Source organism: Catenuloplanes nepalensis, assembly GCF_030811575.1.
GTDB lineage: Bacteria > Actinomycetota > Actinomycetes > Mycobacteriales > Micromonosporaceae > Catenuloplanes > Catenuloplanes nepalensis.
Genome location: NZ_JAUSRA010000001.1, coordinates 4,674,665 through 4,697,665, shown reverse-complemented (window position 1 = coordinate 4,697,665; position 23,001 = coordinate 4,674,665). Strand labels below are relative to the sequence as shown.

The following is a 23,001-nucleotide window of genomic DNA, read 5'->3' as shown; positions in this document are numbered from 1 at the left end:
ATGGTTCGATGTTGGCCATGTTCGAGAAGCTGCGCACCAACCCCATATTCCTCGACTTCGTCGAGCGGGCCGGCTGGTCGGCCGGGCAGGTCTTCTTCGCCACGCTGCTGGCCGGCGGCACCGTCACCTCCGTCGCGGACCTGCCGTGGACCTACGCGATCACCGTCTCGCTCAGTGCCGCGCTCGCGTCGGTGCTGCTCACCGGGCTGCAATACCTCGGTAAGGCGACCGACCTGTCGTTCTGGCCGGACGTGTTCGTCCGCCTCTCCAAGACCTTCCTCTCCTCGCTGCTCGCCTCGATCACCGCGGCCGGCGTGTTCAACGCGGTCGAGTTCGACTGGACGACCGCGCTCAACGTTGCGGTGGTGACCACGATCGCGGCGCTCGGCAAGAGCCTGCTCGCCCGGGAGAAACCGGCGGTTCCCGAGCTGGGCGGCACCGAGTCCACCGGCGCCCCGGCCCGCGTCTCCAGCCCTTCCACGCTCGCCCCCGAGGTCTACCGCAGGGCCGTCACCCGGCAGTGACGCCGCTCCCACCCGGAACAAAACCCTTCGTACCGTGGTCGCACTTCCCGGATCATGAAGGGCTGACGTTCCAGGGAGAGGTGAGACATGACCGGGCTGTCGCGGCGTGGTGAGGCGGTGGCGACGGTGGCGCTGGCCGCGATCGCGTTCATCATCGTCACCGGCGAGACGCTGCCGATCGGGCTGATCGCGCAGATGTCGGACAGCCTCGGCGTCACCGAGAGCCGGATCGGCCTGACCGTCAGCGCGTACGCGTTGATCGCCGCCGCCTCCGCCATCCCGCTCACCCGGTGGTCCTCCCGCTTCGACCGCAGGCAGGTGCTGCTGGCCAGCGCGGCCGTTTTCGGCGTCGGCCACCTGCTCGCCGCCGCCGCGCCGGACGTGCTGACGCTGGCGCTCGGCCGCGGGCTGGCCGCGCTGGGCCACGGCGTCTACTTCGCGGTGGCCGCGCCGGCCGCGATGCGCCTGGCCCGTCCGGAGGTGCGCGGCCGGGCCGGCGCGCGCGTGATGGTCGGCGGCTCGGTCGCGCTGGTGATCGGCACGCCGCTGGCCACGCTGCTCGGCCAGGTGACCAGCTGGCGGATCGCGATGCTCGCGGTCGGCGTGGTCGCGGTCGCGCTGGGCGTGCTGGTGGCGCGCCTGATGCCGGCGATGCCCGGCGCGTCCGTGCGCGGCGGCGGCGGGAGCGTGCTGTCGACCGTGCGGCTCCCCGGCGTACTCGCGATCCAGGGTGTGGTGCTCTTCGCGGTCACCGGCCAGTTCACGCTCTACACGTTCATCGCGCCCTACGTCGAGCAGCGGTTCGGCGTGACCGGGACCGGGCTGACGATCCTGCTGCTGGCCTACGGTGCGGCCGCGGTGGTCGGCGCCACGCTCGCCGGCCGCGTCGCGGACATCAAACCCATCACGGGGGTACGGGTGGCAGCCGCCACCTTCACGATCGCGCTCGCCGGCCTGTGGATGGCCGGCGCGTTCGAGACCGGGATCGCCGGCCTGCCCATGGTGGTGATCTGGGGCGGCGCGTTCTCCGTGCTCAACGTGTGCGTGGCGCTCGCCGTGCTGCGCCGCGCGCCCGGCCCGCGCGCCGAGACCGCGAACGCGTTCACCGGCATCGTCTTCCAGGCCGGCATCGTCACCGGCTCCGCGCTCGGTGCGGTCGCCAACGACGCCGGACTGCTCGCCACCGTCCCGCTGTTCACCGCCGCGGCCGGCGTGGTCGTCCTGGCCATCACGCTGCTCCGCGGCAACGCGTTCGCGCCGGCCGAGGTCGAGCCGATCGAGGAGCTGACGCCGGTGGAGGTAGGGGTAGACCTACCCCGGGTGTAGGCGCACGGCGGTGTTCCGGCGCGGCGCGGTTGAATAGCGTCTTCATCCATGGACTCCGCGCTCACTGCGATGAAACGCCGTAACTATGTGCTCACCCCGTGGCCGTGGCGATCACTGCTGTACCTGCTCAGCACGCCGGTGGCCGCGCTCCTGGCCTGGCCGCTCGCGGTGCCGCTGCTGCCTGCGGTCATGCTGATCATGGCATTGACCGGTAACAGCACCGTGGAGATCGGCACGGCGATCGTGGTGACCGGCCTCAGCGTCGCGTTCTACGCCGCCGGTGCGCCGCTGCTCGCGCTGCCGCTGGCGGCCCTGGAACGGTACCGGCTGCGGCTGATCCGGCCCGAGCCGGTCCGCGGTGGCCACCGCATGCCGCCGCGGACCGGCCCGTGGTCCTGGCTGGTCACCCGGTACACCGAGGCCGCGACCTGGCGTGCGGTGGTCTACGGGACGCTGCTCGCCGCGGCCGTGCCGGTCTTCTACCTGGCCGCGTTCCTCTACGCCGCGCTCGCCCTCACGCTCGTCGTCGCGCCGCTGGTCGTCTCCCCGGCCAGCCCGATGCAACTGGTCTTCGTCGAGGTCACCACGCCGGCCCAGGCACTGCCCGCCACGCTGATCGGACTGCTGCTGGTCACGCCGCTGCCGTACCTGTGCGGCCTGACCGCGGGGCTGCACGGGCTGATCGCGACCGCGTTGCTGAACGAGCCGGTGTCCGGCGCCCGCCTGCACACCGAGCTGGTCGAGGTGACCCGCTCCCGGGCCCGGCTGGTCGACGGGTTCGAGGCGGAGCGGCGCCGGATCGAGCGCGACCTGCACGACGGTGCCCAGCAGCGGCTCGTCGGCCTCACGTTGCAGCTCGGCCTCGCGAAGCTGGACGTGCCGGACGACTCCCCGGCCGCCGCGTCGGTGGCCAGGGCGCACGAGGAGGCGAAGGCACTGATGGCGGAGCTGCGCGACCTGATCGCCGGCATCCATCCGCAGGTGCTCACCGACCTGGGCCTGCCCGCGGCGCTGCGCGAGCTGGCCGACCGGACCGCGCTGTCCGTGACCGTGCACAGCGACCTGGGCGAGCGTCCGGCCGCGCACCTGGAGAGCACGGCGTACTTCGTGGTCGCGGAGGCACTCACGAACGCGGTCCGGCACGGGCACGCCGGCCAGGCCTGGGTGCGTGCGTACCGGGAGCAGGGACAGTTGATCGTCGAGGTGACCGACGACGGGCGGGGCGGCGCCAGCCCGGACCTGGGCACCGGGCTGACCGGGCTGGCCGACCGGGCCGCCGTGACCGGCGGCCGGATGCTGCTCTCCAGCCCGCCCGGCGGCCCGACCGTGGTCCGCGTCGAGCTGCCCTGGATCCGCGCCTCGCAGCCCGAGGTGGCGTCGTGACCCTGCGGGTGGTGCTGGCCGAGGACGGCGTGCTGCTCCGGGAGGGCCTGGCCGGGCTGCTGGAGCGGTTCGGGCTGCCGGTGGTGGCGGCCGTCGGCGACGCGACCGCGCTGATCGAGGCGGTCGGTGCGCACGCGCCGGACCTGGTCGTGACGGACATCCGGATGCCGCCGACGCTCACCGACGACGGGCTGCGCGCGGCACTGACGCTGCGCGCAGCCCGTCCCGGGCTGCCGGTGGTGGCGCTGAGTCAATACGTGGAGCGCTCCTACGCGGCCGCGCTCCTCGACTCGGACGGCGGCCGGGGCGTCGGCTACCTGCTCAAGGACCGGGTCGCGGACGTGGAGGAGTTCGTCGAGGTGCTGCGCGGCGTGGCGGCCGGCGGCACGATCATCGACCCGACCGTGGTCCGGCAGCTGCTGCAGCGCGCGCCGGAGGACCCGGTGGCCCGGCTGTCCGCGCGGGAGCGGGAGGTGCTGGCGTCGATGGCGACCGGGCTGTCGAACGCGGCGATCGCGCGGGCGCTGTTCGTCTCCGAGGCCGCGGTCGGCAAGCACGTCGGGAACATCCTGGCCAAGCTGGGCCTGCCACCGGACGACGACTCGAACCGGCGGGTGCTCGCGGTGCTGGCGTATCTGCGCGAACCGCATCGACGGCCTTGACTTAGTCCGTGTGAGCGCTAACACTGGCTCACGAACTGCCTCGCCGACACATCGAAGCAACACGCCGGACACCCGCGTGTTCGCCGCCATGGAGGCTGTCGTGAGACGTACCGTCGCAGGGTTTCTGATTTTGTTCTGTGCTCTTCTCGGCTTCTCGGTTCCCGCGTCCGCGGCCGCGCCGCCGGCCGGATCGTGGACGCGGTACACCATGACCGCGTTCACGAACAGCAGCGAGTCGAACATGTACGTCTACGAGTCGCCGGACGCGACCGGGTTCCGGCTGCTGCGCGGCCCGGCCTTCACGCCGCCGACCGGGCTGATCCGCGATCCCAGCATCATCAGGCACACGGACGGGAAGTACTGGGTCGTCTACACCACCAACTGGACCGGCAACACGATCGGGCTGGCCAGCAGCACGGACCGTCTGAACTGGACGTTCGTGCGGAACGTGACCATCCCGATGACCGTGCAGAACACCTGGGCGCCGGAGTTCTTCATCGACTCCAACGGCAGCGTGAACGTGATCGTCTCGCTCTCCACGAACGGTGCGGACTTCAAGCCGTACAAGCTGACCGCCTCGAACGCGGCGCTCAGCGCGTGGTCGGCGCCGCAGGTGCTCAGCGGCATCGGGCCGAACAACATCGACACCTACATCGTGAGGATCGGCTCCACCTACCACGCGTTCACCAAGAACGAGACCACCAAGTTCATCGAGTACGCGACCGCGTCCTCGCTGACCGGGCCGTACACGATCTCCCGCACCGGGAACTGGGCCGGCTGGGGCGGGCCGCGCGAGGGGCAGGCGCTGATCCCGCTGGACAACGGCGGATGGCGGATCTACTTCGACGGCTACACGGTCGGGCAGTACTACTTCAGCGACTCCTACGACGGCTTCGCCACCTGGACGGCACCGCAGACGCTGCCGGGGCTCTCCGGGTTCGCCCGGCACTTCACGGTGCTGAAGGAGGTCGTTTCCGGCGGCGCGTCGCTGCCTCTCGCCGCCCGCTCATTGCAGTCGGTCAACGTCCCCGACCGGTACGTGCGGCACCGTGACTACCTCGGCTACGTGGAGCCGGTGACGTCGTCGTCGACCGCGCAGGTCAAGCAGGACGCCACCGTCACGATCGTGCCGGGGCTGGCGGACGCGAACTGCTACTCGTTCCGCGCGGCGAACGGGTCGTACCTGCGGCACTGGGACTTCCGGCTGCGGCTGGACGCGTCCGACGGGTCGGCGACGTTCGGGAAGGACGCCACCTACTGCGCGCGCGTGGGCTCGGTGTCCGGGTCGGTGGCGCTGGAGTCGTACAACTATCCGGGCCGGTACATCCGGCACTACAACTACGAGCTGCGGGTCGACCTCTACCAGGACACGGCCACGTTCCGCGCGGACAGCTCATTCCGGGCGGTGACCGCCTGGGCCGCTTAGGGCCTCCTCCATGCGGGCGGCGAGCTCCCCGTGGGCTCGCCGCGCCTGCGCGAAGGCGTAGCCGAACAGCGGCGTGGGCGCGGTCAGCGTGACGTGGCAGTCGATCCGGGTGCGGCCGTCGTCCTGCGCGGTGACCGTGGTCCGGTTGCGGACCGTCACGTTCGGCGACTGGCGGGCGACGGTGTCGAGCGTGGTGGCCGACTCGCTCAGGATGTCGGCCTGATACCTGATCCGGAACCGCAGCGGGCCCCAGCGCATCGCGTCGGTGATCGTGTAGCTGCGGATCGCGCCGGGGCGGGGCGGTTCCTCGGTGTGCACCGCGATGATCAGCGGGTGCAGCTCGCCCTGCCGGGTCAGGTCCGCGAGCACGGTCATCGCCTCGGAGGCGGTGCAGTGCGGCCGTGCCGTGTAGTGGAAATCGCCCGTCCGCACGGGATGATCCTATGCGGGCGGGCGACCGTCGTGACCCCGGCCTCGGCCGTGGTGTTGCCGCTGTGCCGGCCGCGTGGCGTTGCCGCGCCTGGCTGCGGCCGTGGTGTTGTCGCCGTGTCGGCGGCCGTGGGTGTCGCGGTTGTGTCCGCGGCCGTGGGTTCGTTCAGCGGCCGTTCTGGGACAGCGCCTCGAGCAGGTCGCCGACCGGGCGGTCGGACATCGCGCGGGCCACGTCGGCCAGCGCGATGATGCCGACCAGGCTGGTGCCGTCGATCACCGGCAGCCGGCGCACCTGGTGCTGGGACATCGTGCGCAGGATCTCGCGGGCGTCGTCGTCCGCGCCGATCGTGATCGCCTCGCCCTGGGCGAGCGTGCCCGCCGTGATCGAGTTCGGGTCCTTGCCCTTGCCGAGCACCTTCACCACGATGTCGCGGTCCGTGATCACGCCCTTGATCTTGTTGTCCACGCCGCAGATCGGCAGCGACCCGACGTCCAGGTCGGCCATCTTCTTCGCCGCGGCCGACAGGTACTCGTTCTCGCCGACGCAGGTCACGTCGGTCGTCATGATCTCGCGAGCCGTCGTCATGATCAGCCACACCTCCGGGTTCGACGCACTTGCCTCCTTGATACCGCGCCCAAGGTGCGAACCCGCCGGAATCGGGTTAAAAGATGCCGGTTCAGCGCAGTGCGTCGTCGATCAGGGCGAGCTGCCGGGCCAGGCTCTCCCGCGTCAGATCGGGGCGGCCACCGGGACGGCCGAGCGTGGAAGCGGCGGCCGCGACCGCGTACTTCGCGACCGCGACCGGTTCGTCGCCGCGCAGCAGGGCCGCGACCAGACCCGCGACCAGCGAATCCCCGGCACCGGTGGTGTCGGCCTTCGCGATCCGCACACCGGGGATCACGACGTGACCGTCCGCGCCCCACGGAGAGTTTCCGCCGCGTCGGCCCGGCCGGTTACGAACAAAACCTTGGACAGGTGCTTAGGCGGCCAGATCGTCGCTTGCGGGGGTCTCGGTGCGGGGGAGCGGGGTGGAGGCGGCCGAGACCGTGTCGAGGGAGAGGCCGAGGGCTCCTGCCAGTGCTGCCACTGTGAAGAAGGCCGGGGTCGGGATGCGGCCGGTCTCGATCTTGCGGAGGGTCTCGGGGGAGATGCCGGCCGCGGACGCGACCTCGACGATGCTGCGGGCGCCGCGGGCGTCGCGCAGGGCGCGGCCCAGTCGCTCGCCGCGTTCCCGCTCTTCCTCGCTCAACGGCACCCTCACCATGGCTCAGATAGTAATACCGGTATAGTTATCGACGACAGCCCCGGCCAGCGCGGCAAGGAGACCGGCATGATCGAGCTGAAATCGCCCTCGGAGATCGCGGCGCTGCGTGCGGCCGGTCGCGTCGTCGCGCACGCGCTCGCCGCGGTCAGGGCGCACGCCGCCGTGGGCGTCAGCCTTCTCGAACTCGACGACATCGCGGCCAAGGTGATAGCGGACGCGGGCGCCACGCCGTCCTTCCTGGCCTACCACCCGGCCGGCGCGCCCCGGCCGTACCCTGCCGTGATCTGCGCCAGCGTCAACGACGCGATCGTGCACGGCATCCCCGTCGACTACCGGCTCGCCGACGGCGACCTGGTCAGCATCGACTGCGGCGCCCACCTGGACGGCTGGTGCGGCGACTCGGCGATCAGTTTCACGGTCGGTGAGCCGCGCGCCGCGGACCTCGCGCTGATCGACGCGACCGAACGCGCGCTCGCGGCCGGCATCGCCGCGGCCCGTCCCGGGGCCCGGATCGGCGACGTCGCCCACGCGATCGGCCGCGTCGCCCGGGCCGCCGGCTACGGCATCATGGCCGGCCACGGCGGGCACGGCGTCGGCCGCCTGATGCACGAGTCCCCGTCGATCCCCAACGAGGGCCTCCCCGCCCGCGGCCCGCGCATCGAAGCCGGCCTGGTCATCGCCATCGAGCCCATGCTGATCGCGTCCGGCCGCGACGCCTACCGCACCGACCCCGACGGCTGGACCCTCCGCACACACGACGGCACCCGCGCCGCCCACGCCGAACACACCGTCGCCGTCACCGCCACCGGGCCAGTCATCCTGACCGCCCCCTGACCATTCACGACAGTGCGAGCCCGGCCGGGCGATCATTGAGTGATACGTGGGGACGATCGAAATGCCGATTCGATCGTCCCCACGTATCACTCAATGATCCTCACCCGCACAGCCCTGCGACCGCGTCACTCGTCCGCCCGACATAACGTGATATTTCGGGCGCGAAGCGCCGGTGCCGGGCCGGAGGTGCCCGTGCCGGGCCGGGTGCGGGGCGGGGTTTGGTCTTGGGGTGCGGGACGTGCAGACACCCCTGGAGCTGAGGTGTCAAGTTGTGGTGGTGGTTTTCTTGCGGTGTGACCAGGCGGTGGCCTGGTCGTAGGGGGTGTGGGTCTTGAGGCAGCCGTGGAGGATGCCGACGAGGCGGTTGCCGACCTGGCGGAGTGCGGCTTGGTGCTTGACGTCGCGGTCGCGGAGGGTGTCGTAGTAGGCGCGGACTTCGGGATCGTGCAGCATCGCGGCGCTGGCCTGCATGTGCAGGGCGTCGATGAGGCGGTTGTTGTGGATGAACCGGGCGTAGACGGTCTTCGTTTTCCCGGACTGGCGGGTCAGTGGTGCGGTTCCGGCATAGTTCTTCCGGGATTTCGCGTCGGTGTAACGGCCGGCGGCGTCCCCGAACTCGGCGAGCACCCGGGCGCCGAGGACAGCCCCGATACCGGGCTGGCTGAGATAGACCTCAGCGTCTGGGTGCCGGCCAAAATGCTCCTCGACCTGCCCTTCCAGGGTTTTGATCTCGGTGTTGAGGGTCTGCAGGACCGCGACCGTCGCCCGGACCGAGGCCGCATAGGCGGCCGTGACCGTCTCGGGCTGGCCGAGCTCGACGGTCCGCAACGCCTGCTGGATCCCGGCCGCCTTGCCCTCGACGTTGCGGCGGCGGGCCCGTTTCAGCACCGTACCGATCTGTGCCAGGGTCAGCTTCGCCGCGCCGGCCGGTGTCGGGGCCTTCGCCAGAAGCTCCAGAGCGTCACGGCCGGTGAGCGTCAACTCCTCGTAAGCGGCGACCGCGGCCGGAAAATACTCCCGCAACGCCGTGCGCAGCCGCAGCATGTGCCGTGTGCGTTCCCAGATCAGTGTCTGATGCGCCCTCGCGACGACCTTGACCGCCTCAGCGATCTCGGAATCCGCGGCGACGGGCCGTAACTGATGCCGGCGGGTCCGGAGCATGTCCGCCAGCATCCGCGCGTCGCCCTTGTCACTCTTCGCTCCTGACAGCGACAGCAGCTCCCGGTGCCGGGCCGCTTGCTTCGGGTTGACCGCAAATACCTGATAACCGGCCGTGACCAGCGCCCGCACCCACGGCCCGCGATCCGTCTCGATGCATATCAGCACCTGCGAAGGCCCGGCATCCCCGGTCAGGAACCGGCCCACCAGCTCATGGAACCGGGTCACTCCTTCCACACCCTCCGGCAACCGCACCACGCCCAGTGTCTGCCCGGCCTCGTTCTGCACCTCCACATCATGATGATCTTCCGCCCAGTCATCACCGACGAACAACACCCGAACCCCTCCCCACCAGCAACAACAACCCCGCAGCCACATGGAAGACCCGGCGCCCTAATGGATCAGTGCTCACGCCATCCGGCGGGCACGACACCCCATCAGCCGTACGGTCCTCACACATCACAGACAGGGGCACGATCTGCACGCAGGACTCAACGGCCCCGGGAGGAACAGTGCTCACCCGCTGCGGCTACCAGACACCGAGTCTGCAACACAACCGACCCGACCTCTAGAACCCATTAGGGAGGCCGCCCGCGGCCGACCGTTGCCCGCGGGAGCATGCGGAAACTGAGCCGCCGGAAGCGGGAAGATGAATCTGATCTTCGGGTTTAGGGTTGGGTTCTCAGCTCAGCCGGTGTGCCGAAGGGGGCCGCGTGCTCGACCTGCGGATCGAGAACGGGACGATCATCACGATGGATCCGGCGCGGCCGGTGGTGCGGGCGCTCGGGGTGTGGCGCGGGCGGGTGTTCGCGAGCGGGGACGATGTGGCCGGGATGGCGGCGCGGTCCGTGCTGGATCTGCGCGGCGCGACCGTGGTGTCCGGTTTCGTGGACGCGCACACGCATCTGGCCTGGACCGGTCTGAAGGCGCGGTCGGCGAGCGTGGCACCGTCGCGGGACCCGGAGGCGATGCTGCGCGTGATCGCGGAGGCCGCGCAACGGGTGCCGGCCGGCGGCTGGGTGGATGTCGGCGGCTACGACCAGCGGCCGCTGGGACGGCATCTCACCGCGGCCGAGCTGGACACGGTCAGCGCGGGCCGCCGGGTCTTCGTGACGCACGACTCCGGGCACGCGTGCCTGGTCAACAGCGCGGTGATCGCGATGCTGCCGGACGGCGTGCGGCACACCGACGGCCTGCTGACCGAGCGGGACATGGCGGCGGTGCGGCGGTTGCGCTGGCCGTACGCGGTGGACGAGCTGGTCGCGGCGATCGAGCACGCGGGCCGGGAGTGCCGGGCGCAGGGCGTGACCGCGGTGTCCGAGGCCGGCATCGCGGGCGGCCTGGTCGGGCACTCGCCGGTGGAGCTGGGCGCCTACCAGACGGCCCGGGAGCGCGGCCGGCTGCCGGTGCGGGCCCGGCTGATGGTGGCGGCGGACGTGCCGCACGCGGTGGCGGCGCACCCGGCCGACGACCTTCCAAAAGCCCTGGACCTGGGGGTACGGACCGGGCTCGGCGACGAATGGCTGTCGGTCGGCGCGCTGAAGGTGTTCACCGACGGCGGCATGATGGCCCGGACCGCCGCGCTGACGGAGAACTATGCCGGGCTCGACCATGCCGGGCAGCTGGCGGACGACCCCGACGTGCTCACCCGGACGATCGTCGACGGGCACCGGGCCGGCTGGCAGCTGGCCGTGCACGCGATCGGGGACCGGGCGGTGGACCTCGCGCTGGACGCGATCGCGGCGGCGCAGGCGATCAAGCCGGGGCGCCGGCACCGGATCGAGCACGCCGGGCTGGTCCGGCCGGATCAGCTCGCGCGCTTCCGCGAGCTGGACGTGACCGCGGTCGTGCAGCCGAACTTCCTCTGGTACCTCGGCGACGACTACGCGCAGATCATGGGCCCGGAGCGGGCCGGCTGGCTGTATCGCGGCGCCGGGTTCCTCGATGCGGGCGTGCGCCTGGCGGCCAGCTCGGACCGGCCGGTGACGGACGGTGCGCCGCTGCGCGCGATCCAGTTCATGGCGTCCCGGCTCACCTCGGGCGGCCGGGTCGTCGGCGCGGCGGAGCGGATGAGCGTGGCGGACGCGCTGCGCGCCTACACCGTGGGCGCGGCGGCGGCCTGCGGCTGGGAGGACGAGCTGGGCGCGCTCACGCCGGGGCGGCTGGCCGACTTCGTGGTGCTGGAGGAGAACCCGCTCGACGTACCGGTGTCCCGGATCGCGGAGATCGCGATCCGGGACTCCTGTGTGGGTGGTGTGTCACTCGCCTGACGGGCCGGCCATGCTCGTGCCGAGCCGGACCGGCACACCGAAGTTCGGCGTGCCATCCGCGTTCCAGGTGAACCTCTGCGCCCGGGTCGAGCGGTTCATGTCGCAGCCGCCGGACGCGGAGCTGTTCGCGTGGTAGACGATCCAGTCCTCCGTACCGTCGGGGGATTTGAAGAAGCCGTTGTGACCGGGCGCGTAGACGCCGTTCGCGTCGTTGCGCTGGAACACCGGGTTCGGGCTCTTCGTCCAGTGCGCCGGGTTGAGCGGGTCGGTGCCGGTGAGCGTGAGCAGGCCGAGCTTGTAGTCGGGGCCCCAGCACGCGGACGCCGAGTAGACGACCATGGTGCGGCCGTTGTGGTAGAGCGGTTCGGGCGCCTCGTTGACCGGCGCGGTCTGCCGCTCCCAGGACAGCGTGGGCGAGCTGAGCCGGACCCGGGAGCCGCTGAGCGTCCACGGGTTCGACAGGCGCTGGATGAAGTTGCTCTGCCCGTAGCTGCCGCCGGCCTGATAGGTGCCCATCAGGTAGAGCGTGCCGTTGACGGTGAGCACGCTCGCGTCGAGTTGCCAGTCGTTGCCCAGATCGGCCTTGAAGCTGTACGGGCCCATCGGGTCGCTTCCGGCACTCTCCAGCACGTGCAGCCGCTGCGTCGGGTTGTAGTCGGACACGTTCTGCCCGGCGACGTAGTAGAGGTACCAGCGGCCGTTGACCAGGTGGAACTCCGGCGCCCACATGTTGCAGCAGCCGTTGGCCCGGCCGGCCAGGTTGAAGACCACCTGATCCGGTGCGGCGTTCAGACCGGCGAGCGTGGTGGCCCGCCGCATCGTGATCGTCGAGTTCCACGTCGTGGTGGCGAGGTAGTAGTACCCGTTGTGGTACGTCATCCACGGGTCGGGCCCGTTGCGCTTGATCGGGTTGGTGAAGGTGGCGGGCGCTTCCTCGGCGGTGGCCACGGTGCTGCCGGTCAGGACCAGGAGCACCGCAGCGGCGACCGCGAGCAGGAGACGACGCATGATCTACCTCCTCAGTAGACGAACGGCCAGCCGGCCGTGTCGTAGCCGATCAGGTTGATCCCGAGCCGGGACGCCCCGCTGCTGGTGTAGTAGTGGTAGACCAGCACCTCGGAGTCGGTGTCCGCGAACACGGCCTGGTGACCCGGCCCGATGATGCTGCCGTGCCGCGCCAGCACCTGGGTGCCGCCACCGCTGGTCATCGCGACCCCGTTGCGGTCCACGAACGGCCCGGTCGAGCTGGTCGAACGGCCGACCATGATGCGGTACGTGCTGGACGCGCCCTGGCAGCACAGGTCGAACGACACCCACAGGTAGTAGTAGTTGCCGTGCCGGAACACGACCGGCGCCTCGATCGCGCCGCCGCCCCGCCCGGCCAGGCTGCGGACCGTGTTGTCCGCCCGCTTGCCGGTCGCCGGGTCGAGCCTGACCGTCTTGATACCGGACCAGAACGACCCGAAGCTCAGCCACCACGCGCCGCTCGCGTCGACGATCAGGTTCGGGTCGATCGCGTTGTAGTCGTTGCCGGTGTTACTTTCGATCACCAGCCCGTTGTTGGTCCAACTGCCGGACGCGCCGGTCGTGGACGTGGCCAGGAAGATCGCCGACCGGTTCGACCCGAACGTCGAGGCCGAGTAGTACAGGTAGTACTTCCCGTTCTGGTACGACAGGTCTGGCGCCCACAGGTTGCGGCTGCCCCCGGTGTACGTCGTGGTCCACGACGCGCCGTTCGGGAAGACCGCCCCCGCGTTGCGGAACGCGGTCCGGTCGGTGGAGGTCTTGAGCGCGATGTTGTCGCCGGTGTGCGCGACCAGATAGCCACCGGCCGGCGTCTTCACGATCGTCGGGTCGTGCACCCCGACGTCACCGCTGACCACCCCGGGATTCGGGTACGCCGCGGGCGGCACGGTCGGCGTGGCGAGCACCTGCACCGGCGTTTCCGCCGCGTGCGCGGTCAGTGTGGCGAGGCCACCGGTGAGCAGCACCGCCGCGGTGGCGGTGGCCAGCAGTCCCCGGCGGGCGATCCGGGACATGGGCATGGGTCTCCCCTTTCGGCCCGATCGCGGCCCCGGCCGGGTGGAGACCAACCAGGCAATCAGGCTCATCGATGTATATGCCGCATGTTAGCGCTCACTCGCCGCGCGCTGTCAAGGTTTCGCCCGTGTTAACGCAGCATCAGGCAACGCAGAACTCGTTGCCCTCCGGATCGCGCAGAATCACGTGGCTGAAGACGCCGTCATAGCGCTCCTCGCCCACCTCGACGGCCCCCCGCGCGATCAGCTCACCCGCCAGTCGCCGGATCGCCGCCTCATCCTTGACCGCCCCGGTCGGCCGCACATCGACATGCACCCGGTTCTTCGTCGCCTTGCCCTCCGGCACCCGCAGAAACGAGATCGCCGGCCCGCGCCCATCCGGATCCACGATCGACGCACCGTCCGGATCGTCATAGCCGGGCTCCGGCACGTACCCGAGCGCCACCGCCCAGAACCCGGCGAGCCGCTGCGGATCGGCCGCATCAAAACACAGCGTCCATGGGATTGCCATGCCGCCGACCTTACTGACCCCCCACTCTCACGCCTGCGGCTTTGCTCTGCTTACCCGGACAAATCGGACCGCATTTGCGACCGCCCCACACCCCTTTGCGGTCTGGAGCGCCGTCCGCTCGCGACCCGCCACCTTGATTCCGGAACGGAAAGCGCGCCCGAATCTATGATGATCCATCGAATGTGCGTGAGGGCCCTTTTCGTGGGATAAAAAGGGCGCTGGCGTTCATTCGACCGTTGATTGAGAACCAATTCATGAACGCCGGTTGCCGGCTGGCCGCCGGTTGCCGGTTGCTGGTTGGCTGCCGGTTGCTGCTCCGGGTTATGTAGGCGTTGCTGCCTGCGGTCTTGGCCGCGAAGTGTTCGGCGGTGCAAGTCAACCGCACATCTTTACGCCGAACGGCGACCCGAATCCGGGCCAGGCTGACGGATCGAGCACTAATCCTTTCTCGCGCCTTTGCCTGCGCCGGAAATGTCGCTATAAAGGCAAGAATAGGCGGTTGTCTGAAACGATCACGTGTCGCAAATCGTTGTATAAATGGCCGGACGGCAACGATTTGCGACACGTGATCAACTTCTGGCTGCAGCCCCGCAGTCGATCTTTATTCTTGTGCGTACCGCGCAGCCAGGCACACGAGACCCAACCCATGCCACCGCGCGAACGTGGCCGGGCCGACGCACCCTACCGATCGAAGGAGGGCCAGGAGAGCTGGAACGGCTGTGATGCCAACCCCACAGGAAGCCTCTCCCCGAGCCGAGGCCCGCCCGAGGCGCAACGCAACCACCAGATGCAACGCCGCCACCAGAGGTAACGCGACCACCAGCGGGCAGAAGGCTTTCAAGATCTTGATCTGAAGCCGCCGCGCGGAGGCCGCAACCCTAATTAATCCATAACAGTCTTCCCCTGCACTGTTAATAGTCCTAATAATTCCCGTGACGGCGGTCGACTCCCCAACCGCCTTGATCATGGGAGGCGCTCATGAGACGGTCCCGGTTCGCGGTGTTGGTGACCACGTCCGCGCTGGTGCTGGCGGGTGCGGCGGTGATGTGGTCGGCCGGTCCGGCCGCTGCCGCGGCGAACACCGCCACCTTCGCGAAGACGTCGGACTGGGGTTCCGGGTGGGAGGGGCGGGTCACCGTGACGAACGGTGGCACGACCGCGCTCACCTCGTGGACCGTGGCGTTCGACCTGCCGGCGGGGACGTCGGTCAGCTCGGCCTGGGAGGCGGACGTGAGCGCCGCCGGAACACGATGGACGTTCAGGAACAAGGGATACAACGGTACGATCGCCGGTGGCGCGTCGCTGACGTTCGGCATGATCGGTGCGGGCTCGGGCACCCCGTCGAACTGCACGCTCAACGGCGCCTCCTGCGGTGGCGGAGTGGTCACGCCCCCGCCGACGACGAGCTCACCACGGCCGACGACGCCCGCCCCGACCACACCCCCGCCCACGACACCCCCGCCCACGACGCCGCCGCCGAACAACGGGACGCTGCCGAAGCACTTCCTCACCGGCTACTGGCACAACTTCGTCAACAACGCGGCCGAGCTGCGCCTGCGGGACACGCCGGCGCAGTACGACCTGGTCGCGGTCTCGTTCGCGGAGGCGACGAGCACGCCGGGCGCGGTCTCGTTCGGCCTGGACCCGCAGCTGTCCGCCGCGCTCGGCGGTTACTCGGACGCGGACTTCCGCGCGGACGTGCGTACCCTCCAGGCCCGGGGTGTGAAGGTCATTCTCTCGGTCGGCGGTGAGGCCGGCCGGGTCGCGGTGTCGGACGCGGCGAGCGCGACCGCGTTCTCCACCACGATGTTCTCGATCATCCAGAGCTACGGCTTCGACGGCGTCGACATCGACCTGGAGAACGGGCTCAACCCGACCTACATGGCGCAGGCACTGCGGTCGCTGCACGGCAAGAAGAACAACCTGATCATCACGATGGCGCCGCAGACGATCGACATGCAGTCCACCGGCGGGTCCTACTTCGCGCTGGCCCTGGCGATCAAGGACATCCTCACGGTCGTGCACACGCAGTTCTACAACTCCGGCGCGATGCTCGGCTGCGACCAGAACGCCGCGTATCCCCAGGGCACGGTCAACTTCATCGTCGCGCTCGCCTGCATCCAGTTGGAGAACGGCCTGCGGCCGGACCAGGTCGCGCTCGGGCTGCCGGCCGGCCCCGGTGCCGCGGGCGGTGGCGTGGTGTCGCCGAGCGTGGTGAACGCGGCGCTGGACTGCCTGGCCCGTGGCACGAACTGCGGTTCGTTCAAGCCGCCGCGCACCTACCCGGGCATCCGCGGCGCGATGACCTGGTCGGTCAACTGGGACGTGTCGAACGGCAACGCGTTCGCCGGCACGGTCGGCCCGCACCTGGACACGCTGCCGTAAGGAACGGGAGCGATCCCGCCGCGGTGACGCGGCGGGATCGCGTTGCGTGGACTACAGGAAGGTGAGCTGGCTGAAGAACGACGGGTAGCAGTCGACGTAGATGTCGTAGATGCCGGGCGGCGCGTGCACGGGTCCCAGGGTGGTCCCGTTGGTGCACCTGGCGCTGACCGCGGTCGTCGGGACTCCGGTGAGGGTGCAGCCCACGAAGAGGAGCGACCACGGGTCGATGTACTGCCCGGCGTTCGGGCAGGAGCCCGACATGACCGAGAAGCCGCCGCCGTCGGTGGCGGTGGCGGCGGACGTCGACGTCGCGATGCGCAACGCGCCGTCGGCGGAACTCACCGATGCGCCGCCCGGGGCGGGCGCCGCGACCGCCGCGGCCGGGGCGAAGACGAACGCGGCGAGCATCGCCGCCGCGGCCAGCAGCAGCCGCGACGCGCGGACGAGGCCGGATCGTGATCCGGCGGAGGGTCGGATACGCCATGTCATTACCAGAACCACCTCTCGAGTGCGGGACGATGTGGTGCCTGGAGAAGCGTTCCAGCGCGCCGGTGACCGCGTCTTCGTGACGGGGCGAGAACCGTGTCGCGGGCGTGACCCGGTTTTCGTAACTGTCCGCAAACCGCGAACCGAGCTGTCAGGTCCCCGTCAGCCGGACGGCGTGGCGGCACGCGTCCATTAGCGTGGACCGATATGGCGGGTCTGTTCAGCCTCTGGCGCCAGCGAGTGGGCGACAACGCGCGCCGGGCGGTGGACGCCTACCAGGAGGAGCTGCTGGAATACCGCGACCTCGCGGCCAGGCCGCGGGTGCGGTCCGAGATGCTCGATTTCGCGGTGTTCCTACGCCGGCGCACGGTCGACCTCGCGGCGGACAGCGCACCGTTTCCCGATGAGGATCTGGACTTCATGGCCTCGATGGGCCGCCAGCGCGGCGAGAAGGGCCTCACCCTGAGCGCGCAGCGGCAGGTGCTGCTCGTGCACACCCGGCTGACGCTGCGCGAGGTGTACGAGGCGGCCGGCCCGAACGACATCGACGCGACCATGCACACCCTCGCCTGGCTGGCTCCCGCCGGGCTGGCCGCCCAGGGGGCGTACACCCGGGGCTGGATCGAGGGGCAGCAGCGCACGCTGCCGCTCGTAGCCCAGGTGCGGCTGCTCACGGTGATGCTGCTGGCCGACGACGAGGGCGCCGCCGAGCTTGCGCGCGGCCTGCACATGCCCGTCCCCGACCACGTCGTCGCCACGGTGGTCCGGGTGGCGGGCCGGTCCCCGGCGCTGGACCAGGCGTCGCGGGACGAGTTCGCCGGCACCCTGCTGAGGACGCATTGGGCGCCGTTGAGCTGGCAGGATCCGCACGAGGTGGTCGCGCTGATCCCCAGCGCGCCGGGCGGCTCGCAGCCGGCAGTCGATCGCGGGCTCGCGCTGGCTCGCGAGGTGGCCGGCATGGCGGGCCGGCCGTGTGCGGTCGGCACCGCACCCGGGCGAGTGCACGCGTTCGGCGACGCCGTGGCGCTGGCCCGGCAGGTCGCCGGTGTCGCACCGGCGCGGGCCGTGCCGCGCCAGGCGTACGCGGTGACCGACGTCTTCGCCGAGCTGGGCGCCGCCCGGCTGGCGGAGGTCGGGCAGTGGCTCCAGGCGGTGGCGGCGCAGCTCAACGCCGGCCCTGACCTGGTCGCCACGCTGGACGCCTACTACCAGCACGACATGAACCGGCTCGACACCGCGGCCGCTCTGTGCATCCACCCGCGCACGCTCGACTACCGGCTGACCCGGGTGCGTGAGCTGACCGGGCTGGAGCCCGGCTCCACCCGCGGCGTCCGAGTGCTGAGCACCGCCGTCGCCCGGATCCTCGCCGGCGCTCTGTGAACAACCCTGGAGCCTGTGCGTCCTCCGCACAGGTGCCCGTGCAGCGGGTTGTCCGCCCGTCCCCGCGAGCAACTAAGGTCATCTTCATGAAGTTCGCGGTCAGTTATGGCACGACGGCCTACGGCGTGGATCCGGACCACATGATCCGGTTCGCGCGACACGCGGAGTCGCTCGGTTTCGAGGGCCTCTACGTGCCGGAACACGTCGCACTCGGCCCCGGGATGACGTTCGGCGAGTTCGAGATGCCGGTCGACCTGCCCTACGCGGACCCGATCGTGTGCCTCACGTTCGTGGCGGCCGCGACCACCCGGCTGCTGCTCGGCACCGGCGTGCTGCTGCTGCCCTACCACCACCCGGTCACGCTCGCGAAGCGGCTCGCCACGCTCGACCTGCTGTCCAAAGGCCGGCTGCGGCTGCTGACCGTGGGCGTCGGCGCGTTCCCGCAGGAGGCGGACGCGACCGGCGTGGACTTCCGGACCCGGGGCCGGCGCGCGGACGAGGCGCTGGAGGTGCTGAATCTGCTGTGGACCCGGGACTCGGTGACCTACGACGGCGAGTTCTACCGTCTCGATCGGGTCACCAGCCGCCCGCACCCGGCCGGTGCACGTCGGCGGCTCGTCCCCGGCCGCGGCGCGCCGGGCCGCGAAGTACGGGGCCGGCTGGTTCGCCGGCGGCATGCTGGGCCCGGCCGACCGGATCGCGCAGCTGGAGACGGCCCGCTCGTCCGGCCGGCCGATCGAGTACACGCGCTGGGGCTCGATCTCGCTGACCGTGGAGGGCGCGGACGGCTTCGCCCGGCAGGGCGTCGACCGCCTGGTGGTGAGCCCGTCCGGCGCCACCTGGCCCGAGCAGCGCGACGAGCTGTCCGCGTTCGCCGACCGGCACGGCCTCGCGAGCACCGCCGACCGGCACGGCCTCGCGAGCACTGCCGGCGAAACGTGAATCTGCCACACTGTGCCGCATGACGATCTTGGTGCGGCCGGTGCAGGGCGCGGACGCGGACCGGGTGGCGGAGCTGCTCGGTCAGCTCGGCTATCCGGCCGACGGTGCCGCGGTGGCGTCCCGGCTGGACTACTGGGGTGACGAGCCGTCCGCGGCCGTGTTCGTGGCGGTCTCCGACGACGTGGTGGTCGGCGTGGCCGCGGTGCACGTCAGCCCGCTGCTGGAGGTGGACGGGCACTACGCGCGCGTGGTCGCGCTGGTCGTCGACGCGGACGCCCGGCGCGGTGGGATCGGGCGTGCGCTGATGGCCGCGGTGGAGGCGTACGCGAGCGCGTTCCGGTGCTCGTTCGTCGAGGTGACCAGCGGACGGCGGCCGGAGCGCGAGCCCGCCCACCGGTTCTACCGCGACCTGGGCTTCGAGGACCTCAACGACATCGCCTTCCGGTTCCGCAAGCCGCTACCGCAGTAGTTCCTCCGCCGCGTTCTCGGCCTCGCGCAGCACACGCAGCACGTTGCGGCCGGTGAGCGCCTCCAGGTCGGCCTCGGACCACCCGCGGCCGGCCAGCTCCTCGAGCAGGCGGGGATAGCAGGAGACGTCGTCCAGCCCGGCCGGGAGCGTGTCGGTGCCGTCGAAGTCGCCGCCGAGCCCGATGTGGGCGATGCCGGCCACGTCGCGGGCGTGCTCGATGTGGTCGGCGACCTGCCCGATCGTGGCCCTCGGGCGGGAGTCGTCCAGCGCGGTCCGCTCGGTGTACACCGGTTTCTCGTGCGCGCGCGGCGCCGGGGGCCACGGGACCTCGCCGGCCGGGAGCCCACGACGGGCCCGTTCCGCGTCGGCGGCGCGCTCCCAGGCGAGCACCTCCTCGGAGACGAACGGCGGCACGAACGTCACCTGCACCACGCCGCCGTTGTCGCGCAGCCGGCGCAGCACCCGGTCCGGCACGTTGCGGGCGTGGCCGGTCAGCGCGCGGCACGACGAATGGCTGAAGATCACCGGGGCGATCGCCACGTCCAGCGCCGCGTCCATCGTGCCCTCGGCCACGTGCGCGAGGTCGGCCAGCACGCCGATCCGCTGCATCTCGCGGACGATCGCGCGCCCCTCCTCGGTCAGCCCGCCGTGCACCGGTTCCTGTGCCGCGCTGTCCGCCCAGGGCGTGTGGTGGTTGTGGGTCAGCGTCACGTATCGCACGCCGAGCCGGGCCAGGCAGCGCAGCACCGCGGTCGAGGACGCCAGGCTGTGCCCGCCCTCCACGCCGATCAGCGAGGCGATCTTCCCGCTTTCGAAGGCATTCAGGACCTCATCCGCGGTACGGGCGAGAGTCAGCTGATCAGGGAACGCCGCGGCCATCCGGTGCACCGCGTCGATCTGCTCCATCGTGGACACCACCGCCTCCGGCTCCGGCAGGCTGGACGGCACGTAGACGGACCAGAACTGCGCGCCCACGCCGCCGGCGCGCAGCCGCGGCAGGTCGGTGTGCAGCGCGGGCAGGCCGGTGTCGAGGCCCTCCACGGCGTACCCGCGGTGGACCCGCAGTCGCCAGGGAAGGTCGTTGTGGCCGTCGACCACCGGTGAGTTCCGCAGCACGCGGGCGACGTCCGCACGTGCCGGACTCCCCGGAGTGCCGCGGTCCCGGCGCTGAGCCGGTGATTCGCTCATCGGGCGGTGACCGCGTCGATCAGTGCGGTGAGGCGCGCCGCGACGTCGTGGATCCCGTCGTGCGGCGGACCGCCGGGCTCGGTCATGTAGGTGTCGCGGCGGATCTCCACCATCAGCGCGGTCACGGCGGGTTCCTTCCGGTAGTGGCGCAGCGGCACGTACGTACCCGCGAACGGGGTGTTGATCTCAATGTTGTGCATTGTGGACCGGGCCGCGTCGAGCAGCCGGGGCGGCGTGTGGAAGTCGTCCACGCCGAGGCAGATCTCCGGGCGTGGGCCGTCCGCGTGCAGCTCGTAGGGGAGCGGCCGGGTCTGGTAGGAGTGCACGTCCAGGATGACGGCGCGGCCGTGCGTGTCGAGGAGTCGCTGGACCAGCGCGGTCATGCCCTCCGCGTACGGCAGGTAGTGGGCGCCGAGCAGCCGCTCGTCGCGCGCGGGGTCGTCGTCGCGCAGCACCTCGCCGTGCGCGGTCCGGGTGTAGACCGCGGCCATGCCGGCACGCGCCATCTCCTCGGTGTCGTCCGGGAAGCGCTCCGGGTCGACGACCAGGCGGGAGTAGTTGTTCGCGAACGTCCACGGGGTGTGCGCCGCCCGGCTCGCGGCGGCCGCGGCGATCTCGCGGGTGTGCGCGTCCGTGAGCAGGTCGAGCTCCCGGTTCAGTCGCGCCTCGTCGAGCCGCAGACCGCGTCGTGCCTCGTCGGTCAGCGTGCGTGATCCGTGCGGCACGTGCAGCACGACCGGAGACTCCGGGGCACCTTCCAGAAGATCGAAAACCTGCGCGGGTACGTTGCCGGAGATCACGACGAGACGCTATCCGACCCGGCGCCCGTTTGGAATGGGTCTAGCCTCCTAGGACGACTTAGGCGGTGTGGGCTTGTCTCGTGCCGTTGCGGCTACCTGGGGACGTCCTGATCACGCGCTTTCGGCCGCGCGAATGAATGTGACCGATCGGGCGGGAGACCTTGCCTCACGTGTCCACGCGGCGGAACAGTGGACTCCGGTCGTCTTCACCAGAGGGGGTCCCATGATCTCGCCCGCCGTCGATCTGACCGATCGGGTCAAACGCGTCCTCGGTCTCGCGCACGCCGAGGCCACCGCGGTCCGCAGCGCCGTCATCGCACCGATCCACCTGGTCCTCGGCGTGCTCGGCGCCCGCGGTCCCGGCGCGCAGCTGCTCCGCGACCTGGCCGGCGGCAAGGCCGTGGTCGGTGACGCCGTGCGCCCGCTGCTGCTGACCGGCGCCGACCCGTCCCCGTCCAACCTGCCGTTCACCACCAGCTCCGAGGTCGCGCTGAAACACGCGCTCGACGAGGCCGGCCGCGCCGGCGACTCGCGCACCGGCACCGAGCACCTGCTGCTGGGCCTGCTGCGCGCGATCGCCGACCCGGTCACCGCGACCCCGGCCGACACGGTGCTGGCCCGGGCGCTGGCCGCGGTCGGCGTCGACCACCCGGCGGCGCAGCGGCTGGCCGAGTCACGGCGGGTCTAGCCGAGCAGCGGGAACGACGCCGGCCCAGCCCAGCAGCGGGAACGACGCCGGCCCAGCCCAGCAGCGGGAACGACGCCGGCCCAGCCCAGCAGCGGGGAACGACGCCGGCCCAGCCCAGCAGCGGAACGACGCCGGCCTAGCCCAACAGCGGGAACGACGCTATCGGGTCCCAGCGGTACTCGGTGCGCAGCGCGTCCTGCTCGACCTCCACCAGGTGGATCTCGTCCACGGTGAAGGCGGCGCGGCTCGGCCGCACCTTGCGCCGCAGCAGACTCTGCACCCGGCCGGAGTCGCCGCTGCCGTTCGCGTAGCCGAGCGTCAGGTGCGGCGGCATCGAGTCGAACTCGACCGCGTCCAGCCCGATCGTGTCCTCCACCGCCGCCCGGATCCGGGTGTAGACCTCGTGGAACGGCTCACCCGGCAGATCGCCGTCGACGTCCAGCACCACCGCGTTCCGGGTGGCCATCGCCGGGCCGGCGGTGAGCGTCATCGGGCCCAGCCCTTCGAGGTAGGTGCCGACCGTCCGGATCAGGCCGCGCCGCTGCCGGTCGCCGACCTCCTCCGCGGCCACGCCGGTCACCATGTGCAGCGTGATGTGCAGCCACTCGTCCTGCACCAGCGTCAGGAAGGGGAACTCGTCCAGCACGTCCCGGTAGTCCTGGATCAGCGCGTCCAGCTCACCGTTCAGGTCGAGCGACGGGAGCAGGTAGAAGTGCAGGCGCGTCTGCTCGTCCGGCCAGATCCTGGACCCGGACATGAACTTCTCCACGCAAAGCACTCCTTAGCTGGGGAAACGTTCCCTTCAAAGTGCCCGTAGGGGCGACGTGGGGGCG

At 70.9% G+C, this 23,001-nt stretch carries 23 protein-coding genes and 1 pseudogene; 12 read left to right on the top strand and 12 right to left on the bottom strand.

What is annotated here, in order from left to right; genetic code table 11:
- Positions 1-17: 17 nt before the first annotated feature.
- The 5 genes from J2S43_RS20350 to J2S43_RS20330 all read left to right on the top strand — a co-directional run bounded on the left by J2S43_RS20350 (position 18) and on the right by J2S43_RS20330 (position 5,321).
- Positions 18-524 carry a hypothetical protein gene (locus tag J2S43_RS20350; RefSeq protein ID WP_306831527.1) on the top strand — a complete coding sequence of 169 codons (507 nt, stop codon included), beginning with the start codon at positions 18-20 and terminating at the stop codon, positions 522-524.
- An 87-nt stretch (positions 525-611) separates the two neighbouring features.
- The gene (locus J2S43_RS20345; RefSeq protein WP_306831525.1) at positions 612-1,850 is read left to right on the top strand and encodes an MFS transporter; all 1,239 of its coding nucleotides are present in this window, start codon (positions 612-614) and stop codon (positions 1,848-1,850) included.
- A 48-nt stretch (positions 1,851-1,898) separates the two neighbouring features.
- Positions 1,899-3,233 carry a sensor histidine kinase gene (locus tag J2S43_RS20340; protein WP_306831523.1) on the top strand — a complete coding sequence of 445 codons (1,335 nt, stop codon included), beginning with the start codon at positions 1,899-1,901 and terminating at the stop codon, positions 3,231-3,233.
- A gap of 2 nt (positions 3,234-3,235) precedes the next feature.
- Positions 3,236-3,895, top strand: a complete 660-nt coding sequence (locus J2S43_RS20335) for a response regulator transcription factor (RefSeq protein ID WP_306839348.1) — start codon at positions 3,236-3,238, stop codon at positions 3,893-3,895.
- Between the two features lie 100 nt (positions 3,896-3,995).
- Positions 3,996-5,321, top strand: coding sequence for a glycoside hydrolase family 43 protein (locus J2S43_RS20330; RefSeq protein WP_306831522.1), 1,326 nt, complete (start codon positions 3,996-3,998; stop codon positions 5,319-5,321).
- On the opposite strand, the gene J2S43_RS20325 is transcribed toward J2S43_RS20330, so the two are convergent.
- The 4 genes from J2S43_RS20325 to J2S43_RS20310 form a co-directional block, all read right to left on the bottom strand.
- Positions 5,289-5,753, bottom strand: a complete 465-nt coding sequence (locus J2S43_RS20325) for an SRPBCC family protein (RefSeq protein ID WP_306831520.1) — start codon at positions 5,751-5,753, stop codon at positions 5,289-5,291. The genes J2S43_RS20330 and J2S43_RS20325 overlap by 33 nt on opposite strands.
- A 163-nt stretch (positions 5,754-5,916) precedes the next feature.
- Positions 5,917-6,339 (bottom strand): CBS domain-containing protein, encoded by a 423-nt coding sequence (locus tag J2S43_RS20320; protein ID WP_306831518.1) that lies wholly within the window; start codon positions 6,337-6,339, stop codon positions 5,917-5,919.
- Between the two features lie 91 nt (positions 6,340-6,430).
- A complete protein-coding gene (locus tag J2S43_RS20315; protein ID WP_306831516.1) occupies positions 6,431-6,655 on the bottom strand; it encodes a PfkB family carbohydrate kinase in 225 nt (74 codons plus the stop codon).
- Between the two features lie 78 nt (positions 6,656-6,733).
- Positions 6,734-7,018: a helix-turn-helix domain-containing protein gene (locus tag J2S43_RS20310; RefSeq protein ID WP_306831514.1), complete on the bottom strand. Its 285-nt coding sequence runs from the start codon at positions 7,016-7,018 to the stop codon at positions 6,734-6,736.
- A 66-nt stretch (positions 7,019-7,084) separates the two neighbouring features.
- Between J2S43_RS20310 and map the strand changes: the two genes are divergently transcribed.
- Entirely contained in the window at positions 7,085-7,852 is a 768-nt protein-coding gene (gene map / locus J2S43_RS20305) for a type I methionyl aminopeptidase (RefSeq protein ID WP_306831512.1), read from the top strand.
- Positions 7,853-8,116: 264 nt separating this feature from the next.
- Here the strand turns inward: map and J2S43_RS20300 are convergent, their stop codons facing one another.
- Positions 8,117-9,346 carry an IS110 family RNA-guided transposase gene (locus J2S43_RS20300; protein WP_306831110.1) on the bottom strand — a complete coding sequence of 410 codons (1,230 nt, stop codon included), beginning with the start codon at positions 9,344-9,346 and terminating at the stop codon, positions 8,117-8,119.
- Between the two features lie 377 nt (positions 9,347-9,723).
- Between J2S43_RS20300 and J2S43_RS20295 the strand changes: the two genes are divergently transcribed.
- Complete coding sequence (locus J2S43_RS20295) at positions 9,724-11,280, top strand: amidohydrolase (protein ID WP_306831511.1); 1,557 nt, start codon at positions 9,724-9,726, stop codon at positions 11,278-11,280.
- On the opposite strand, the gene J2S43_RS20290 is transcribed toward J2S43_RS20295, so the two are convergent.
- The 3 genes from J2S43_RS20290 to J2S43_RS20280 form a co-directional block, all read right to left on the bottom strand.
- Positions 11,269-12,288, bottom strand: a complete 1,020-nt coding sequence (locus J2S43_RS20290; RefSeq protein ID WP_306831509.1) for a glycoside hydrolase family 43 protein — start codon at positions 12,286-12,288, stop codon at positions 11,269-11,271. The two genes, J2S43_RS20295 and J2S43_RS20290, sit on opposite strands and share 12 nt — an antisense overlap.
- Positions 12,289-12,299: 11 nt before the next feature.
- Positions 12,300-13,325, bottom strand: coding sequence for an arabinan endo-1,5-alpha-L-arabinosidase (locus J2S43_RS20285; RefSeq protein ID WP_306831507.1), 1,026 nt, complete (start codon positions 13,323-13,325; stop codon positions 12,300-12,302).
- 136 nt (positions 13,326-13,461) lie between these two features.
- A complete protein-coding gene (locus tag J2S43_RS20280; protein ID WP_306831506.1) occupies positions 13,462-13,830 on the bottom strand; it encodes a VOC family protein in 369 nt (122 codons plus the stop codon).
- Between the two features lie 978 nt (positions 13,831-14,808).
- Here J2S43_RS20280 and J2S43_RS20275 point away from each other — a divergent pair.
- Positions 14,809-16,215 carry a chitinase gene (locus tag J2S43_RS20275; RefSeq protein ID WP_306831504.1) on the top strand — a complete coding sequence of 469 codons (1,407 nt, stop codon included), beginning with the start codon at positions 14,809-14,811 and terminating at the stop codon, positions 16,213-16,215.
- A gap of 51 nt (positions 16,216-16,266) precedes the next feature.
- Here J2S43_RS20275 and J2S43_RS20270 read toward each other — a convergent pair whose 3' ends face one another.
- Positions 16,267-16,704, bottom strand: coding sequence for a hypothetical protein (locus J2S43_RS20270; RefSeq protein ID WP_306831503.1), 438 nt, complete (start codon positions 16,702-16,704; stop codon positions 16,267-16,269).
- Positions 16,705-16,908: 204 nt separating this feature from the next.
- On the opposite strand from J2S43_RS20270, the gene J2S43_RS20265 reads away from it, so the two are divergent.
- From J2S43_RS20265 to J2S43_RS20255, 3 genes and pseudogenes are all read left to right on the top strand, one after another.
- Positions 16,909-18,081, top strand: coding sequence for a PucR family transcriptional regulator (locus J2S43_RS20265; RefSeq protein ID WP_306831501.1), 1,173 nt, complete (start codon positions 16,909-16,911; stop codon positions 18,079-18,081).
- Between the two features lie 86 nt (positions 18,082-18,167).
- Positions 18,168-19,023, top strand: a pseudogene (locus J2S43_RS42240) (TIGR03619 family F420-dependent LLM class oxidoreductase).
- Positions 19,024-19,042: 19 nt separating this feature from the next.
- Complete coding sequence (locus J2S43_RS20255) at positions 19,043-19,492, top strand: GNAT family N-acetyltransferase (RefSeq protein ID WP_306831495.1); 450 nt, start codon at positions 19,043-19,045, stop codon at positions 19,490-19,492.
- On the opposite strand, the gene J2S43_RS20250 is transcribed toward J2S43_RS20255, so the two are convergent.
- A complete protein-coding gene (locus J2S43_RS20250) occupies positions 19,481-20,680 on the bottom strand; it encodes a dipeptidase (RefSeq protein ID WP_306831493.1) in 1,200 nt (399 codons plus the stop codon). The two genes, J2S43_RS20255 and J2S43_RS20250, sit on opposite strands and share 12 nt — an antisense overlap.
- Complete coding sequence (locus J2S43_RS20245; protein WP_306831491.1) at positions 20,677-21,480, bottom strand: N-formylglutamate amidohydrolase; 804 nt, start codon at positions 21,478-21,480, stop codon at positions 20,677-20,679. Before J2S43_RS20245 ends, J2S43_RS20250 begins: the two co-directional genes overlap by 4 nt.
- Before the next feature lie 223 nt (positions 21,481-21,703).
- Between J2S43_RS20245 and J2S43_RS20240 the strand changes: the two genes are divergently transcribed.
- Positions 21,704-22,168 (top strand): Clp protease N-terminal domain-containing protein, encoded by a 465-nt coding sequence (locus J2S43_RS20240; protein ID WP_306831489.1) that lies wholly within the window; start codon positions 21,704-21,706, stop codon positions 22,166-22,168.
- A 136-nt stretch (positions 22,169-22,304) separates the two neighbouring features.
- Here the strand turns inward: J2S43_RS20240 and J2S43_RS20235 are convergent, their stop codons facing one another.
- Positions 22,305-22,937 carry a 2'-5' RNA ligase family protein gene (locus tag J2S43_RS20235; protein WP_306831487.1) on the bottom strand — a complete coding sequence of 211 codons (633 nt, stop codon included), beginning with the start codon at positions 22,935-22,937 and terminating at the stop codon, positions 22,305-22,307.
- Positions 22,938-23,001 lie beyond the last annotated feature (64 nt).